Origin of the sequence: Actinosynnema sp. NPDC049800, assembly GCF_040656635.1 — a bacterium.
GTDB lineage: Bacteria > Actinomycetota > Actinomycetes > Mycobacteriales > Pseudonocardiaceae > Actinosynnema.
In genome coordinates this window covers 142,920-160,044 of record NZ_JBFAMT010000012.1, presented here as the reverse complement: position 1 = coordinate 160,044, position 17,125 = coordinate 142,920, and the positions used below count along the sequence as shown (strand labels likewise).

Below are 17,125 nucleotides of genomic sequence, written 5' to 3'. Positions count from 1 at the left end.
GCCGCGTGGATACCTACGACGTGGTGGTGGTCGGCGGCGGGCACAACGCGCTGGTGGCGGCCGCCTACCTGGCACGGGCGGGCCGCACGGTGCTGGTGCTGGAGAAGCTCGACCACGTCGGTGGCGCGGCGGTGAGCGAGCAGGTGTTCCCGGGCGTCCCGGCGCGGCTGTCGCGGTACTCGTACCTGGTCAGCCTGCTGCCGGACAAGGTCGTCGCGGACCTGGGGCTGCGGGTGGCGTTGCGGTCGCGGTCGGCGTCTTCCTACACCCCGGCGGGCGACCTGCTGGTGGAGCGCGACCCCGGCGAGGCGACGGCGGCGTCGTTCCGGGCGCTCACCGGGTCGGACGCGGAGTGGGAGCGGTGGCGCCGGTGGTACGACGACCTGGAGGTGCTCGCCGAGGCGTTGTCGCCGACGATGCTGGAGCCGCTGCTGTCGCGGGAGCACGCACGGCTGCGCGTCGACTCGGTGGCGCGGATGCGGTTGTGGGACCAGGTGGTGGAGCGGCCGATCGGCGAGACGTTGGAGGAGTTGTTCGCCGACGACGTGGTGCGCGGTGTCGTGGCGACGGACGGGTTGATCGGCACGCACGCGTCGTTGCACGACCTGAAGGCGAACCGGTGCTTCCTCTACCACCTGATCGGCAACGGCACGGGTGAGTGGAAGGTGCCGGTCGGCGGCATGGGCGCGGTGACCGGCGAGCTCCTGCGGGTGGCGCGCGAGGCGGGTGCGGAGATCGTGACCCGCGCCGAGGTGACGCGCGTGGACGCGGACGGCGTGCGGGCCGAGGTCGAGTACGACGGGCGCACGGTGGGCGCGAGGTTCGTGCTGTCCGGCGCCGCTCCGTCCACTTTGGACCGGTTGCGCGGTCGGCCCGCGAGGACCGTCGCCGAGGGCTGCCAGGTCAAGGTGAACATGCTGCTGGAACGGCTGCCGCGGTTCCGCAGCGGGGTGGACCCGCGGGTGGCGTTCGCCGGCACGTTGCACGTGGACGAGTCGTACGGGCAGCTGGAGGCGGCGTACCGGGAGAGCGCGGCCGGGAAGGTGCCGTCGGTGCTGCCGGCGGAGATGTACTGCCACACGTTGACCGACCCGTCGATCCTCGCGCCGGAGCTGGTCGCGCGGGGCCGGCACACGTTGACGTTGTTCGGGCTGCACACCCCGGCGGCGTTGTTCGAGCAGGGCAACGACGAGCTGCGGGACGAGCTGGTCGGCCGGTACCTGGCCGGGTTGAACGCCCACCTCGACGAGCCGATCGAGTCCTGCCTGGCCGTGGACGCGAACGGCGAGCCGTGCATCGAGGCCCGCACGCCGCTGGACCTGGAGGCGGAGCTGGGGCTGCCGCGCGGCAACATCTTCCACGACGAGCTGGCCTGGCCGTTCGCGGAGACCGAGGACGAGGTCGGTCGGTGGGGCGTGGAGACCGACGTGGCGAACCTGTTCGTCTGCGGCGCGGGCGCCCGCCGCGGCGGTGGGGTGAGCGGGATCGGCGGTCACAACGCGGCGATGGCGGTGCTGGAGCGGTGACGTCGTGAGCGACGTCCACAACGAGATCAGCGGCACGGTGTTCGGCCCGGTGCTCCAGGTCGGGCGGGTCGACTCGCTCACCGTCGTGCAGCCGGCCGCGCCGGTGACGCCGGCGAGCCTGCCGGTGGACGAGGGTTTCGTGGGCCGTGCCGCGGAGTTGGCCGTGCTGCGGGACTTCCTGGCGCCGGGCGGCGAGCGGACCGCGGCGGCGGTGGTGGGCCTGGCCGGGGTGGGCAAGTCGGCGCTGGTGATCCGGGCCGCGCACCTGGCGGTGGGCGCCGGGTGGTTCCCCGGCGGTGTGCTGTTCGTGGACGCGCAGGGCTACAACGACGAGCAGCGGCTGGCGGCGGACGACGCGCTGGCGTCGTTGCTGAGGGCGCTCGGCGTGCCCGGTGAGGCGATCCCGGAGGGCCAGGGCGACCGGGAGGCGTTGTACCGGTCGCAGCTCGCGGCGCGCCCGCCGGTGCTGGTGGTCGTGGACAACGCGTCGTCGGCCGATCAGGTGCTGCCGCTGCGGCCCGCCGGGCCGGCGCACCGGTTGGTGCTGACCAGTCGGGACAACCTGCCCGTGCCCGGGGCTCGGCGGATCGAGCTGGACGTGTTGAGCGCGGCGGAGGCCGTGGCGGTGCTGGAGGACGCGGTCCGGGCGGTCGACCCGGGCGACGACCGGATCACCGCCGATCCGGTGGCGGCGGGGGCGTTGGCGCGGTCGTGCGGGTTCCTGCCGCTGGCGCTGCGGATCGTCGCCGAGGTGGTGGCGGATCGGCGCGGCGAGGACCTGTCCCGGTTCGCCGAGACGATCACGGCGGCGCACGACCGGTTGGGCGAGCTGGCCTACGACGATTCGGTCGACGTGCGCACGGCGTTCAACGCGTCGTACGTGCGGCTGCCCGCGGACCAGGCGCGGATGTTCCGCCTCGCCGCGCTGCACCCCGGTCGCACGGTCACCGCGGCGACGGCGGCGGCGTTGGGCGGCTTGACGCTCGAAGGCGCGCGGGCGCTGCTGGTCCGGTTACGCCGTGCGCACCTGATGCAGAGCGGTGTGGTGGTCGACGAGTACCGGTTCCACGACCTGCTGCGGATCTACGCCGCCGAGCGGTGCGCGGCGGTGGACGACGTGGAGGTCCGACGAGCGGCCGAGCGCGCGCTCGTGGAGCACTACGTGTCGCACGTCAAGGGCGTGCACAGCCACCTGGACCCCGGTGCGGCGCAACGGGAGGTGTTCGCCGATCGGCCGGCGGCGCTGGCCTGGTTCGACGGCGAGCTGCACAACCTGCTGCCCGTGCTGGAGTTGGCCGCGCGCCACGGGTGGCACGAGGACGTCCGGGACGCGGGCCACGCGTCGTTCCGGTACTTCAACCTGCGCCGACCTCCCGAGTGGGTGCCGGTCGACCTGCTGGGGCTGGCGTCGGCACGGGCGCTCGGCGACCGCGCCGGCGAGGGCCGGGTCCTCAACGGCCTGGGCAGCGCGCACCACCGGCTGCGGCGCTTCGACGAGGCGCTGCCCCACTTCCAGGCCGCGCTGGCGTTGTTCCGCGAGGTCGGCTCGCTGCGCGACCAGGCCCACTCCCTCAACAACATCGCCTCGACCTACGCGGTGACCGGGCGCATCGCGGACGCGATCCGGCACGTGGAGCTGAGCGCCGCCGCCTACCGGGGCGCGGGCGACCTGGACGGCGAGGCCCGGTGCCTGGCCAACCTGGGCAAGGTCCACGGGGACAGCGGCGAGCACGTGCGGGCCATCGAGTTCTACCGGCGCGCCCTGGACCTGCGCCGACAGGTCGGCGACCGCGACGGCGAGGGCGACTGCCTCAACGGCCTGGGCATCGAGCACGACGCCCTCGGCCTGCTGGACGAGGCGGAGGGCCACTACCAGGCCGCGCTCGCGGTCTACCGCGCCGCGGGCAACCGCCTCGCCGAGGGGCAGGCGCTGGGCAACCTCGGCCGGACGCTGCGCGGCCAGGGCAGGCTCGTCGAGTCGCTGCGCTGCTTCGAGCAGGACCTGGCGATCTGCCAGGAGATCGGCGACGCGCACGGCGAAGCCATCTCGATCTACAACATCGGGCTGACGCTCTGGTCACTCGGGAACGCGGACGAGGCCGTCGAGCACCTCCGGCGGGCCGCCGAGCGGTTGGACGAGACCAACGACCCCGTCGTCGCCGAGTCCGCCCGCGAGTCGATCCGGGAGCTCGAGGCCGAGCGGAGGGCGGGCCGGAAGTGGTTCAGAGGCCGGCGAAGAGGTCGTTGACCAGCCGTTGGGCCTGCTCCGCGGTCGCGCCGGTCGTCACGGTGATCTCGACCGTGCCGGCGCGGGCGACGACGGCGGTGCGGACGACCTCGCCGGTGACGGCGGTGGCGCGGTAGGCCTCGTCGTGGAAGCCGGGCAGGTCGGTGACCTGGCCGTGCTCCGCGCGGCCGTCGGCGAACGACGCGGCGTCCGCGCCCGTCTCGAAGCGGACCTCGGTCGTGCCGCCGTCGTACGTGCAGCGCACGACGTTGTCGGCGATCGCCTGGCGCGGGTGGTTGAGCCGCAGCTCCAACGCCGCGCCGACCACCTCCGCCGGCGCGTCCTCGCAGTTCACGCCCGCCGAGTCGGTCGCGGTCGGCGCCGGTGGCGGCTCGGTGGTCGGGGTGCTTGGCGGCGTGCTCGTGCAGGCGGCGAGCGCGAGCAGCGCCAAGGCGGGCACGGTCCTCATCACGTCCGTAGGTTCGCCCGAACGGCCGCCCGCGTTACCCGGACCCTGGCATATCAAGGAACCTTCCTAAAGAAGTCTTGCTAAAGGTGCACGACGACCAGCACGCCGCCGACTCGTCGGGAGCAAGCGCTTGCGCTCCGTGTCCGGCCGGTTGCGGCTCGACTGGCGGGTCGTGCGGGACCAGCGCGTGCTCGTGGCCAGCGTCGGGTTCTCCTGGCGCCGGGCCACGGGCTGACGCCTCAGGCGTCGACCTTCTCCAGCCGCACCACGATCGACTTCGACGTCGGCGTGCCCGACACGGTAGCCGTGGAGTCCAGCGGCACCAACGAGTTCGCCTCCGGGAAGTACGCCGCCGCGCAGCCCTTCGCGGTCGGGTAGGCCACCACCCGGAACCGCTCGGCACGCCGTTCGGTCACGCCCGTCGGGTCGTCGGGCCACTCGCTGACCAGGTCGACGTGCTGCCCGTCGAGCAGGTCGAGCGCGTCGAGGTCCTCCGGGCTGACGAACACCACCCGCCGCCCGTCCTTCACGCCGCGGTAGCGGTCGTCCAGGCCGTAGATCGTGGTGTTGTACTGGTCGTGGCTGCGCATGGTCTGCAGCAGCAGCCGCCCCTGCGGCACCCGCAGCACGGTGAGGTCCTCGGCCGCGAAGTGCGCCTTGCCCGACCGGGTGCCGGTGAACTCGCGGGCGTCGCGCGGCGCGTGCGGCAGCACGAAACCGTCCGGCCGGCGCACCCGCGCGTTGTAGTCGTCGCAGCCGGGCACGACCCGCGCGATCCGGTCCCGGATCAGGTCGTAGTCCTTCTCGAAGTCCTCCCACGGCACCGGGTGCGCCGGACCCAGCACGGCCCGCGCCAGCCGGCACACGATCGACACCTCCGACAGCAGCCGGTCGCTCGCGGGCGCCAGCCGGCCGCGGGAGCGGTGCACCACCGACATCGAGTCCTCGACCGTGACGAACTGCTCGCCGGTGTGCTGGAGGTCGCTCTCGGTGCGCCCCAGCGTGGGCAGGATCAACGCCGTGCGGCCGTGCACCACGTGCGACCGGTTCAGCTTGGTCGACACGTGCACGGTCAGGTCCAGCTTCCGCATGGCCGCCTCGGTCACCGCCGTGTCCGGGGTGGCCGCGACGAAGTTGCCGCCGACGGCGAAGAACACCTTCGCCGCGCCGTCGCGCATGGCCCGGATCGACGCCACCGTGTCGAAACCGTGCTCGCGAGGCACGTCGATGCCGAACTCGGCCTCCAGCGCGGACAGGAACTTCTCCGGCATCTTCTCCCAGATGCCCATCGTCCGGTCGCCTTGCACGTTCGAGTGACCACGTACCGGGCACAGGCCCGCGCCGGGCTTGCCGATCATGCCGCGCAGCAGCGCCACGTTCGCGATCTCGCGGATCGTCGGCACCGAGTGCTTGTGCTGCGTCAGGCCCATGGCCCAGCAGAAGATCGTGCGCTGGGACTCGGCGAGCATCCGCGCGAACCGCTCGACCTGGGCGCGCGGCAAGCCGGTCGCCTCGTCGACGCAGTCCCAGTCCAGCCGCCGCACGTGCTCGGCGTACTCGGCGAAACCCTCGGTGAAGCCCTCCACGAACCCGGTGTCCACCGCGTCCCACGACAGCAGCAGGTTGCCCGCCGCCTGGAACAACGCCTGGTCGCCGCCCAGCCGGATCTGCAGGAACTCGTCGGCCAGCTTCGTGCCCGCGCCCACCAGGCCGCGCACGTTCTGCGGGTTCTTGAACCGCAGCAACCCCGCCTCCGGCAACGGGTTCACCGCCACGACCTTCGCACCGCCGCGCTTGGCCTCCTCCAGGGCCGAGAGCATCCGCGGGTGGTTCGTGCCCGGGTTCTGGCCCACCACCACGATCAGGTCGGCGCGGGCGAAGTCGTCGATGCTCACCGAGCCCTTGCCGATGCCGGTCGTCTCCGACAACGCCGCGCCGGAGGACTCGTGGCACATGTTCGAGCAGTCCGGCAGGTTGTTCGTGCCGAACGAGCGCACCAGCAGCTGGTAGAGGAACGCGGCCTCGTTGCTCGTGCGGCCCGACGTGTAGAAGACGGCCTCGTCCGGGCTCGCCAGCCCGTTCAGGTGCGAGGCGATCAGCGAGAACGCGTCGTGCCACTGGATCGGCTCGTAGTGCGTCGCGCCTTCGCGCAACACCACCGGCTCGGTGATCCGGCCCTGCTGCCCCAGCCAGTAGTCGGTCTTGCCGGCGAGCTCGGCGATCGGGTGCGCGGCGAAGAACGCGGGCCCGACCCGCCGCCTGGTCGCCTCCTCGGCCACCGCCTTCGCGCCGTTCTCGCAGAACTCGGCCAGCTTGCGGTGACCCTGCGGCTCCGGCCACGCGCAGCCGGGGCAGTCGAAGCCCTCGCGCTGGTTGAGCAGCCGCAGCGTGCTCGCCGTGCGGGCCACGCCCATCTGCTCGACGCCGCGCTGGAGCGACACCGCGACACCGGGGATGCCCGCCGCCCACCGCTTGGGTTCGCTGACGTCGAGCTGCGACTCGTCGATGTCCTGCCGGGGCGGGTTGCGGTCCATGCCCCTATTGTGCGGCCGCCGCGCCACCGCGCGAGCGGGCTCCGGGTGCACCGCCGGCGCACCCCGCGCGAGCACGCCGGCGGTCCGTCCGATCGCCGGTCGCGCCAGGACGACGCGGGACCGCTGTCACGGGCCCCAAGGGGTTGTGAACGGCCCGTGGATCCGGCGTCCTCACCTGCGCGAATCCAGGTGATCACCATCAATTGTGATCGGCGCCACTGTGCCGCGAATCGTCCGATCGGGTGACCTCATTCCGGGCACCCGTCGGCCGGTGACGACGGCGCGCCGAGGTCGAAGTCCAGGCCGGGCGGCAACGACGGGTCCGTGAACGCGGGCGCCAGGAAGCCGCGCTTCGCGCTCGAACACCCGATCGAGTGCATCGAGCCCAGCGACGCGTCCGCCCACAGCCCTTCCACCCCGGGACCACCCGTGCGCAGCGAGTACCGCGCCTGGAACCGCGTCAACGCCACCACGTCCGACGGACCCCGCACCGCCTCCGGCCGCTCCGGCGTGAACGCGTAGGCGAACGTGTAGTCCGTCCGCACCACCAACTCGCCCTCCGGCCCCACCTCCGCCGCCATCTCGCCACGCGCCTTCGGCTCCACCTCCGCCAACCGCGCGCCCTTGTCCACCCGCGTCACCACCAAGGCCGCCTCGCCGTCGTTGCGGCCGTCGAACAACACCCGCAACGACTCGCGCAGGTCGGGCGCGAACAACCCGTAGAACGGCTCCAGGTCGTGCTCCACCACCACCCTCCGGTCCAGCCGCGCCGCGACCACCGCCTCCCGCACCCGCGCGTAGGCCGCCTCGACCTGCTCCGCCGAGTACGGGCCGACCTGCACCGCCTCCGGCGCCACCACCCCGGCCGCGCCGTCCTCCCACGCCGCCGCCGACGTGCCCGCGAACGGTTCGTCCAGGTCGACCGGGCGCACACCCGGCGCCGAGTACGGGTCCGACCCCGACGCGACCACCGCCCACGCCAGCAGCACCGCCGCCACCGCGATCGCCGACCCGACCCAGAACCGCCGCCGCGGCCGGCGCGGCAACGACCTCAGCCGCCGCACCCTGGCCTCGCGCTCGGCCCGCTTCACGGCCTCCCGCGCCCACCCGGCGTCCCGCAGGTCCGGGTGGTCCTCGATCCGGTACTCGTCCACGTCGCCCCCCGCTCGCCAACTCCTGCCCAAGGCGTTACCAGCAATCGACCGGGAAGTCGATACGGGACCGCCGCGACGGGTGCGACGCCCGCTAGCAGGTATCTGATTAGAAGTCGATACCCGAGCCTCCGTAGACTTCGACCGTGACTGAGACCCCCACCGCACCGCAGCGCTCCGAACTCCCGCCGGCCTGGAACCCGGCCGAGGTAGAGGCCGGGCTGTACGAGCGGTGGGTCGAGCGCGGCTACTTCACGGCCGACGCGACCAGCGACAAGCCGCCGTTCTCCATCGTGCTGCCGCCGCCCAACGTCAACGGCAGCCTGCACATGGGCCACGCGCTGAACCACAGCGTCATGGACGCGCTCACCCGCCGCCGCCGCATGCAGGGCTACGAGGTGCTCTGGCTGCCCGGCACCGACCACGCGGGCATCGCCACCCAGACCGCCGTCGAGCGCGCCCTCGCCGGCGAGGGCAAGTCCCGCCACGACGTGGGCCGCGAGAAGTTCGTCGAACGCGTCTGGGAGTGGCGCGAGGAGGTCGGCGGCAAGATCCTCGCCCAGATGCGCCGCCTCGGCGACGGCGTCGACTGGACCCGCGTCCGCTTCACCATGGACGAGGGCCTGTCCCGCTCCGTCCAGACCATCTTCAAGAAGCTCTACGACGACGGTCTGATCTACCGCGCCGAACGCATCATCAACTGGTGCCCGCGCTGCCAGACCGCGCTCTCCGACATCGAGGTCGACCACTCCGAGGACGACGGCGAGCTCGTCTCCATCCGCTACGGCTCCGGCGAGCACTCGATCGTGGTCGCCACCACGCGCGCCGAGACCATGCTCGGCGACACCGCCGTGGCCGTCCACCCCGACGACGAGCGGTACCGGCACCTCATCGGCACCGAGGTCGAAGTGCCGCTGACCGGCCGTTACGTCCCCGTCGTCGCCGACGAGCACGTCGACCCCGCGTTCGGCACCGGCGCGGTGAAGGTCACCCCCGCGCACGACCCGAACGACTTCGAGATCGGCCGCCGCCACGACCTGCCCGCGCTCACCGTCATGGACGGCCGCGGCGTGATCACCGCGCACGGACCGTTCCAGGACATGGACCGCTTCGAGGCGCGCCCCGCCGTCGTCGCCGCCCTGCGCGAACAGGGCCGGATCGTGGCCGAGAAGCGCCCCTACAAGCACTCCGTCGGCCACTGCTCGCGCTGCGACACCGTGATCGAGCCGCGCCTGTCCATGCAGTGGTGGGTCAAGGTCGCCCCGCTCGCCGAGGCGGCCTCCGCCGCGGTGCGCGACGGCCGCACCACCATCCACCCGCCGGAGCTGGCCAAGCGCTACTTCGACTGGGTCGACAACCTCAACGACTGGTGCATCTCGCGCCAGCTCTGGTGGGGCCACCGCATCCCCGTCTGGTACGGCCCGAACGACAAGGTCATGTGCGTCGGGCCCGACGACGAGGCGCCCGGCGAGGGCTGGGTGCAGGACGAGGACGTGCTCGACACGTGGTTCTCGTCCGGCCTGTGGCCGTTCTCCACGCTCGGCTGGCCCACGCCCACCAACGACCTGGCCAAGTTCTACCCGACCAGCGTGCTGTCGACCGGCTACGACATCCTGTTCTTCTGGGTCGTCCGGATGATGATGTTCGGCCTGTACGCGATGGACGGCAAGCAGCCGTTCGACCACGTGTTCCTGCACGGCCTCATCCGCGACCAGTACGGCAAGAAGATGTCGAAGTCGCGCGGCAACGGCATCGACCCCATCGACTGGATGGACGCCTACGGCGCCGACGCCACCCGGTTCACGCTGCTGCGCAGCGCCAACCCCGGCTCGGACATGGCGCTGGCCGACGAGTGGGCCGCCGGCTCGCGCAACTTCACCACCAAGCTGTGGAACGCCACCCGTTTCGCGCTCAACAACGGCGCCACCGTCGAACGCCCGCTCCCGCCGCGCGAGGAGCTCACCGACGCCGACCGCTGGATCCTCGACCTGCTCGACGGGCTCGTGACCGAGGTCGACGGCCAGTTCGAGGGCTTCCAGTTCGCCAAGCTCAGCGAAGCGCTCTACCACTTCACCTGGGACGAGTTCTGCGACTGGTACCTGGAGCTGGCCAAGGTCCAGCTCGCCGAGGGCGGCGCGCGGGCCGAGGCCACCCAGTCCGTGCTCGGGCACGTGCTCGACGTCGTGCTGCGGCTGCTGCACCCGCTGACGCCGTTCATCACCGAGACGCTGTGGACCACGCTCACCGGCGGCGAGTCCCTGGTGATCGCGGACTGGCCCAAGCCGACCGGCGTCGCGCGCGACGAGGTCGCGGCCACCCGGATCGAAGGCCTGAAGAAGCTGGTCACCGAGATCCGCCGGTTCCGCTCCGACCAGGGCCTCAAGCCCGCCCAGAAGGTCGCGGGCAAGGTGCGCGGCGCGTCCGACGTCGACCTGCTCGACCAGGTGCCCGCCGTCCAGGCGCTGACCAGGATGACCGAGCCCGGCGACGACTTCTCGGTCAGCGCCTCGCTCGACGTCGGCCTGCCCGGCGGCACGGTCAAGGTGGAGCTGGACCTTTCCGGCACGGTCGACGTCGTGGCCGAGCGCAAGCGGCTGGCCAAGGACCTCGGCGTGGCCGAGAAGGAACGCGCCCAGTGCGAGGGCAAGCTCGGCAACGCCGCGTTCCTCGACAAGGCGCCCGCCGAGGTCGTGGCCAAGATCCAGGCCAGGCTCGCGGCGGCCAACGCCGAGATCGACCGCATCCACGCCCGGCTCGAGACCCTGCCGCGGGACAACTCGTGACCGGCTTCGAGACGGGCGCGCTGGAGGAGCTGCGGCAGGTCGAGTCGGAGCTGAACACCCGCTGGCCCGAGACCAAGATCGAGCCGAGCCTCGACCGGATCCGGGCGCTGGCCGACATCCTCGGCGACCCGCAGGGCACGTACCCCGTGGTGCACGTCGGCGGGACGAACGGCAAGACGTCCACGTCGCGGATGATCGACGCCCTGCTCACCCGGATCGGCCTGCGCACCGGCCGCTACACCAGCCCGCACCTGCAGCTGGCGACCGAGCGGATCAGCGTCGACGGCGCCCCCATCAGCCCCGAGCGGTACGTCGAGATCTACCGCGACGTCGAGCCCTACCTGTCGCTCGTGGACGCGCGCGGCGACGTGCCGATGAGCAAGTTCGAGGTGCTCACCGGCATGGCGTTCGCGGCGTTCGCCGACGCGCCCGTGGACGTCGCCGTGATCGAGGTCGGCATGGGCGGGTCGTGGGACGCGACGAACATCGCCGACGGCCGGATCGCGGTGATCACGCCGATCGGGCTCGACCACGTCGAGTACCTGGGCGGTGACCTGGCCGGGATCGCGGAGGAGAAGGCCGGGATCATCAAGCCCGGCGCGGTCGCCGTGATGGCCAAGCAGGACCCCGCCGTCGAGCAGGTGCTGCTGCGGCGGTGCGCCGAGGTGGACGCCACGATCGCGCGGCTGGGGCACGAGTTCGGCGTGATCCAGCGCGACGTCGCCGTCGGCGGCCAGGTGCTGCGGCTGCAAGGCCTCGCCGGCGTGTACGACGAGGTGTTCCTGCCCCTGCACGGCGCTCACCAGGCCGCCAACGCGGCGCTCGCGCTGGCCGCCGTGGAGGCGTTCTTCGGCGCCGGGCCCGACCGGCAGCTCGACATCGAGGCCGTGCGCGAGGCGTTCGCCACCGCCACGTCGCCTGGCCGGCTGGAACGCGTCCGCAGCGCGCCCACCGTGCTGGTGGACGCGGCGCACAACCCGCAGGGCGCGGAGGCGCTGGCCAAGGCCCTCGACGAGGAGTTCGGCTTCCGCAAGCTGGTCGCCGTGGTCGGCGTGATGCAGGAGAAGGACGCCGTCGGCATCCTCACCGCCCTCGAACCGGTCGTCCAGGAGCTCGTCGTGACCGCGAACTCCTCGCCGCGGGCCATGGACCCCGACCTGCTCGCCGGGATCGCGATCCCGATCTTCGGCGACGACCGGCTGGTCGTCCGGCCGCACCTCGACGACGCGATCGAGGAGGCCGTGCGGCTGGCCGAGGAGAGCGACGACGGCGACGTCGTGTCCGGCGGCGGCGTCGTGGTGACCGGCTCGGTCGTCACGGCGGGCGACGCGCGTGCGCTGTTCGGCAAGGAGCCCTCGTGACCTCCCCCGCCGCGCAGCCTGCGCCCGCGCCCAAGAAGGACCCGATGAAGTCCTTCCGCGGCATCATGGCCGGCACGCTGATCCTCGAGGTGATTGTCGTCGCCTTGGCCCTGCCGGTGGTGGCGAAGCTGAGCGGCGGCGTCGGCACCGGGGTCGGGTACCTGGTGCTCGGGCTGATCGTCGCGCTGATCGGGACGTGCGCGCTGCTGAAGCGCCCGTGGGCCGTGTACGTGATCGCGGCGATCCACGTGGTGATGGTGGCGTCGTGGTTCGCCCTGACCGCGCTCGGCGGCATCGGTGTGGTGTTCAGCCTGGTCTGGGTGTACCTCCTGTGGCTTCGGCGTGACGTGGCCAAGCGCATGGCCGAGGGTCGGCTGCCCAGCCAGCAGCAGGGCTGAGCGGTGGCTCGGCGGCGCGGCTGAGCCGTGGTCGGGCGGTCGGGTTCGAGTTGGCGGTCGGGCGGTCGGGTTCGACTTGTCGGTCGGGTCGGGGTCGGGAGCGGTGGTCGCCGCCGGGGCCGGCCGTTTTATCCGGCTAACGGGAGAAATGCGGTTCGGGTTGTCCTGGGTTGCACGCTTCACCTGTCCGTGTGGTCCGAGCCGGTCTGGGTGGCCGGCGTGACCCGGTCCTGGGTCGAGCACACCCGGCAGGTGTAGTGGGAACTCGGGGAGCAAGTCGTAGTGCTCCGCCGTGCGCTGAACCGGTGAGCGACGGTTCCCGTTCACCCGGAATTCGGCTTCACCGGTTACAAACCCGCGCATGAGCGATGGTGTGGTGAACCGGCGGACGCTGCTGCGCGCCGGTGCGATCGGTACGGCCGCGGCGCTCGTGCCCGGCGGTGTGGCGTTGGCGCGGGGTGGTGACCGGCCCGTCCTCACGCACGGCGTGCAGTCCGGTGACGTGACGTTCGACGGCGGCCTGGTGTGGACGCGGGCCGACCGGCCGTCGCGGATGCTGGTGCAGGTGTCCCCGGACCCGTCGTTCCGCCACGCGCGGACCGTGCGCGGGCCGTTGCTGACGCCCGAGACCGGCGGCACGGGCCGGGTGCGGCTGCGCGGCCTGCCGAACGGGCGCGAGGTGCACTACCGCGTGGTCGCCGAGGACCTCGACGGCCGCACGCGCAGCGAAGCCGTCACGGGCAGCTTCCGCACCGCGCCCCACGGCCGTGACGACGTGCGATTCGTCTGGTCCGGTGACGTGGCCGGCCAGGGCTGGGGCAGCAACCCGGACCTGGGCGGCATGCCGATCTTCGGCGCGATGGCCGCCCGCCGGCCCGACTTCTTCATCAACAGCGGTGACACGGTGTACGCGGACGGTCCGCTGGCGGAGTCGGTGGCGCTGCCCGACGGGCGGGTGTGGCGCAACGTCGTCACCCCGGAGAAGCTGAAGGTCGCCGAGACGCTGGACGAGTACCGGGGCCAGTTCGCCTACAACCTGCTCGACCCGCAGTACCGGGCGTTCGCCTCGCAGGTGCCGATGATCGTGCAGTGGGACGACCACGAGGTGACCAACAACTGGTACCCGGGCGAGATCCTGACCTCGCCGGCCTACACCGAGAAGCGGGTGGACGTGCTGGCCGCACGCGCGTTCCAGGCGTTCCACGAGTGGCAGCCGATCGACCCCCGGCAGGCGGTGGACGGCCGGGTGTACCGGAAGTTCCGCCACGGCGCGCACGTCGAGGTGTTCGTGCTGGACATGCGGTCGTACAAGGACGCGAACACCTCGCCGCGCGACGGCGCCGGCGTCGTCCTGGGCGAGCGGCAGGCCCGCTGGCTGGTGGACTCGCTCGACCGGAGCCGGGCCACCTGGAAGATCATCGCGGCCGACCTGCCGATCGGCCTCACCGTGCCCGACGGCACGGACATCGAGGGCGTCGCCAACGGCCTGCCGGGCGCGCCGGGCGGGCGTGAGCACGAGCTGGCGTGGGTGCTGGGCGAGCTGAAGCGGCGGCGGGTGCGCAACACCGTCTGGCTGACGGCGGACGTGCACTACACGGCCGCGCACCACTACTCACCGGAGCGCGCGACGTTCCAGGACTTCGACCCGTTCTGGGAGTTCGTGTCCGGCCCGCTGAACGCCGGTGCGTTCGGCCCGAACGCGCTGGACCCGACGTTCGGCCCGGAAGCGGTGTTCGTGAACGCCCCACCGGCCGCGAACACCACCCCGTTGGACGGTTTCCAGCACTTCGGCGAGGTCGAGGTGTCGCGGGACGGCGAGCTGACCGTGTGGCTGCGCGACATCAAGGGCGCGTCGCTGTGGAGCAAGACCCTCCAGCCCCGCCGTTGACCCTCGGGTGACCCGAGGGCTCACAGTGGTGGTGTGACGGACGAGCCGATGACCATCGGGCGGTTCGCCCACCTCAGCGGGCTGACCGTGCACGCGCTGCGGCACTACGACGACGTCGGGCTGCTCACGCCCGACGTCGTCGACCCGGCGTCGGGCTACCGGCGCTACCGGCGCGAGCAGGTGCGCCGCGCCCGGCTGATCCTGGCGCTGCGCTGCCTGGACCTGCCGATCGAGGAGATCCGGCGGGTGGTCGACGGCGGTGACGTGGACGAGGTGCTGACCGGCCACCGCAAGCGGCTGGAACGGCAGCGCGACGTCCTCGCCGCCCGGCTCGGCGACGTAGGCCGCTACCTGGAGGAGGGGATCACCGTGTCCACCCCCGGCACGGGCGTGCGCCCGGTTCAGATCAAGATCGCCGTGGACGACGCGGCGAAGGCCGTCGAGTTCTACCAGACCGCGTTCGACCTGCGGTACGAGGTGACCAGGCGGGCCGAGGACGACGACTACTCGTCGTTCGTGTTCGGCGAGTACGGCGAGGACGGGTTCTTCCTGGTGCACCTGCTGGAGGACCGCGCGGACACCGACCGGCTCGGGCCGAGCACGTTCGGCCTGCTCGTGCCCGACCTGGACGCCTACCACGCGCGTGCCGTCGCGGCGGGCGGCGTGGAGGTCGTCGCACCGCGCGACTCGGTCGGCATGCCGCGCAACTCGGCGGTGAAGGACCCGTCGGGCAACTGGATCTGGCTGTACCAGGAGTGACGCCGGCTCACCCGGTCGCGGCGATCTCCGCGGCCGGGCCCGCCAGGTCCGTCCACTCCCCGGTGCGGGCGCTCCACCGGGACACCACCGAACGGTCCGGTGCCAGGCGGTAGACCTCGTCGTCGGTGACGACCACGTCCACCGCGGGCTCACCGAAGCGCGGCCACGCGTCCGGGTCACCCTCGTAGCGGAGGATCGCTCCGGTCGTCGCGTCGAGGGCGAACAACCCCGCGCCACCGGCGTGGATCGAGCGCGTCGGCCCGCCGATCCGCGTCCACGACCCGGTGGCGTTCGACCACTCCCACACCGCGCCGTCCTCTGCGGACCTGCGGTACAGCCGGTCCGGGCCCACCGCGTAGGTGTCCTGCGGGCCGTTGGCGGCGCCGATCTGCGACCAGTTACCCGGACGGCCGTTGTAGCGCACGATGGTGTGCCGCACCGGGTCGGTCGCGTACATCGTGTCGCCGCCGGCGTAGAGGTGGCCGGCGGAGGCGCCGACCACCTTCCAGGTCGAGGCGTCGGGTGCCCACTGCCACACCAGGTCGCGCTCGGGGGACAGCCGGTAGAGGTAGTGGCCGTCCACCGCCAGTTCCGCGGCACGCTCGCCGATGGGTTCCCAGGCGTTCGGCTTGCCCTGGTAGCGGTAGAGGCGCCCGGACGCCGGTTCGACCCCGAACACGCCCGCGCGCCCGGCGGTCAGGCTCTCCGTCGGTCCGCCCACGGTGAGCCACTCGCCTGCCTCGTCGTCCCACCACAGCACCGACCCGCGGTCGGCGGACAACGCGTAGAGACCGTCCGGCACGTGAGGTGCCGCGTCCGGCCCTCCGGCCTGGTCGCGCGGTTCGTCGGCGACAGCGGACCACAGCACCACCGCCACCGTGACGACGAGGACGAGGCACGCCGCCACCAGCGGCCACCAGCGCCACCTCAGGTTGTCCGCATTGGCCACGTTGTTGTCCGCGCTGGTCAGCGCGTTGTCCGCGGTGTCGGCAGGTGCCTGCGGCGCGGCCGGTTCCGGCGTCGACGCCTCTGCCTGCTCGTGCAGCACCCGCGCGCGGGCCAGGGCGATCTCCCGGCCCCGCTGGTCGGTGATCCGGTCGGTCACCACCCGTTCGAGCAGGTGCAGCGGCACGATCCGGCTGCCGGACCGGTACTGGCTCCATAGCGTCTTGCCGGTGCGGTACCGCGCGGCCAGGTCGCGGACCGTGGCCTCTGCGGTCATCGCGCGCAGGAAGCCCGCGAGCTCGTTGTGCGCGCGCGTGGCCCCTCGCAGGTCCCCCTGCGGACGGCCGGGCCTGCCCACGTGTCCCCCCTGTTGTCCGCGGACAATGTTGTCCACCGCCACCACCCCGCTGACCAGCGCTTTCCTGCTGGGATGGGTCGGCTTTCGCCACATACTCGGTGCGGGGCCCCGATCAACATCGTCCGCAGTATCCCGTGGAGGGGAGAGTTCGTCATGCCGTCTGATCAGCTGAACGTGGCCGTCGCGCCGGCGGTGCTCGGGCCGGAGTACGGCGAGGGCCGGGTGCTCTACCTGCCCGCCGCGTCGCTGCCCGCCGGTGGTGTCGGCGTCGAGTTGCGCACGCTCGTGGACGACCGGCTCGCATTGCTGGTCTACACGTCGAAGGAGGCGCTGACCGCGTGCTGCGGCGAGCGCCAGGGGTGGGTCGCCATCTCGGGCGACGGGCTGCACGAGGTGCGCTACCACGCGGGCGCGGACGTCGTGCTGTGGGACGAGCCGCTGCCGGAGGTGGCCTGATGGTCGGGTTCGAGGCGGGACCGGCGGCGCTGGAGCGGCTCGCGTCCACGCTGCGCGCCAGTGGGGACGCGCTCGACAACTCGGGCGCCGAGATCCCCGCACTGCGGGCGGGTGCCGTCACCGACGCCGTGCACGCGGCGTTCGCGGTGCTGTGCGAGTCCGTGGTCGAGGTGGTGGCCGCGTTCACGTCGGCGGGCGACGCGGTGTCGGACAGCGCCAAGACCTACGTCACGACCGACCAGGACCAGACGTTCGGACACTGAGGGGGAC

General features: G+C 72.5%; 13 protein-coding genes. 9 read left to right on the top strand and 4 right to left on the bottom strand.

What is annotated here, in order from left to right:
- The first annotated feature begins 5 nt into the window (after positions 1-5).
- Positions 6-1,526 (top strand): phytoene desaturase family protein, encoded by a 1,521-nt coding sequence (locus tag AB0I91_RS17440; RefSeq protein WP_499637478.1) that lies wholly within the window; start codon positions 6-8, stop codon positions 1,524-1,526.
- A gap of 4 nt (positions 1,527-1,530) precedes the next feature.
- Positions 1,531-3,774: a tetratricopeptide repeat protein gene (locus AB0I91_RS17435; protein WP_499637475.1), complete on the top strand. Its 2,244-nt coding sequence runs from the start codon at positions 1,531-1,533 to the stop codon at positions 3,772-3,774.
- Here AB0I91_RS17435 and AB0I91_RS17430 read toward each other — a convergent pair.
- From AB0I91_RS17430 to AB0I91_RS17420, 3 genes are all read right to left on the bottom strand, one after another.
- Positions 3,749-4,225: a hypothetical protein gene (locus AB0I91_RS17430; protein WP_498778302.1), complete on the bottom strand. Its 477-nt coding sequence runs from the start codon at positions 4,223-4,225 to the stop codon at positions 3,749-3,751. The genes AB0I91_RS17435 and AB0I91_RS17430 overlap by 26 nt on opposite strands.
- Before the next feature lie 236 nt (positions 4,226-4,461).
- On the bottom strand, positions 4,462-6,756 hold the full coding sequence (locus AB0I91_RS17425) for an FdhF/YdeP family oxidoreductase (protein ID WP_498778303.1): 2,295 nt from the start codon (positions 6,754-6,756) through the stop codon (positions 4,462-4,464).
- Between the two features lie 248 nt (positions 6,757-7,004).
- Positions 7,005-7,910, bottom strand: a complete 906-nt coding sequence (locus AB0I91_RS17420) for a hypothetical protein (protein ID WP_498778304.1) — start codon at positions 7,908-7,910, stop codon at positions 7,005-7,007.
- Positions 7,911-8,053: 143 nt separating this feature from the next.
- Here AB0I91_RS17420 and AB0I91_RS17415 point away from each other — a divergent pair, with 143 nt between their 5' ends.
- The 5 genes from AB0I91_RS17415 (at position 8,054) to AB0I91_RS17395 (ending at position 15,096) form a co-directional block, all read left to right on the top strand.
- Positions 8,054-10,690, top strand: a complete 2,637-nt coding sequence (locus tag AB0I91_RS17415; RefSeq protein WP_498778305.1) for a valine--tRNA ligase — start codon at positions 8,054-8,056, stop codon at positions 10,688-10,690.
- On the top strand, positions 10,687-12,051 hold the full coding sequence (gene folC / locus AB0I91_RS17410; protein ID WP_498778306.1) for a bifunctional tetrahydrofolate synthase/dihydrofolate synthase: 1,365 nt from the start codon (positions 10,687-10,689) through the stop codon (positions 12,049-12,051). The genes AB0I91_RS17415 and folC overlap by 4 nt, the downstream gene beginning before the upstream one ends.
- Positions 12,048-12,449: a DUF4233 domain-containing protein gene (locus AB0I91_RS17405; RefSeq protein WP_498778307.1), complete on the top strand. Its 402-nt coding sequence runs from the start codon at positions 12,048-12,050 to the stop codon at positions 12,447-12,449. Before folC ends, AB0I91_RS17405 begins: the two co-directional genes overlap by 4 nt.
- A gap of 361 nt (positions 12,450-12,810) precedes the next feature.
- Positions 12,811-14,337 carry an alkaline phosphatase D family protein gene (locus tag AB0I91_RS17400; RefSeq protein ID WP_499610890.1) on the top strand — a complete coding sequence of 509 codons (1,527 nt, stop codon included), beginning with the start codon at positions 12,811-12,813 and terminating at the stop codon, positions 14,335-14,337.
- A gap of 33 nt (positions 14,338-14,370) precedes the next feature.
- On the top strand, positions 14,371-15,096 hold the full coding sequence (locus AB0I91_RS17395; RefSeq protein ID WP_499637472.1) for a MerR family transcriptional regulator: 726 nt from the start codon (positions 14,371-14,373) through the stop codon (positions 15,094-15,096).
- Positions 15,097-15,103: 7 nt separating this feature from the next.
- Here AB0I91_RS17395 and AB0I91_RS17390 read toward each other — a convergent pair whose 3' ends face one another.
- Positions 15,104-16,318, bottom strand: coding sequence for a hypothetical protein (locus tag AB0I91_RS17390; protein WP_499637470.1), 1,215 nt, complete (start codon positions 16,316-16,318; stop codon positions 15,104-15,106).
- 234 nt (positions 16,319-16,552) lie between these two features.
- Between AB0I91_RS17390 and AB0I91_RS17385 the strand changes: the two genes are divergently transcribed.
- Positions 16,553-16,855, top strand: coding sequence for an SAV_915 family protein (locus AB0I91_RS17385; RefSeq protein ID WP_498778314.1), 303 nt, complete (start codon positions 16,553-16,555; stop codon positions 16,853-16,855).
- The gene (locus AB0I91_RS17380) at positions 16,855-17,118 is read left to right on the top strand and encodes a hypothetical protein (RefSeq protein ID WP_498778315.1); all 264 of its coding nucleotides are present in this window, start codon (positions 16,855-16,857) and stop codon (positions 17,116-17,118) included. The genes AB0I91_RS17385 and AB0I91_RS17380 overlap by 1 nt, the downstream gene beginning before the upstream one ends.
- The last annotated feature ends 7 nt before the right edge of the window (positions 17,119-17,125 follow it).

Bases quoted from the DNA above. Each gene is read 5' to 3' on its own strand.
- AB0I91_RS17425 (WP_498778303.1), bottom strand. From the start codon at position 6,756: ATGGACCGCAACCCGCCCCGGCAGGACATCGACGAGTCGCAGCTCGAC.
- AB0I91_RS17400 (WP_499610890.1), top strand. From the start codon at position 12,811: ATGAGCGATGGTGTGGTGAACCGGCGGACGCTGCTGCGCGCCGGTGCG.
- AB0I91_RS17390 (WP_499637470.1), bottom strand. From the start codon at position 16,318: ATGACCGCAGAGGCCACGGTCCGCGACCTGGCCGCGCGGTACCGCACC.
- AB0I91_RS17385 (WP_498778314.1), top strand. From the start codon at position 16,553: ATGCCGTCTGATCAGCTGAACGTGGCCGTCGCGCCGGCGGTGCTCGGG.
- AB0I91_RS17380 (WP_498778315.1), top strand. From the start codon at position 16,855: ATGGTCGGGTTCGAGGCGGGACCGGCGGCGCTGGAGCGGCTCGCGTCC.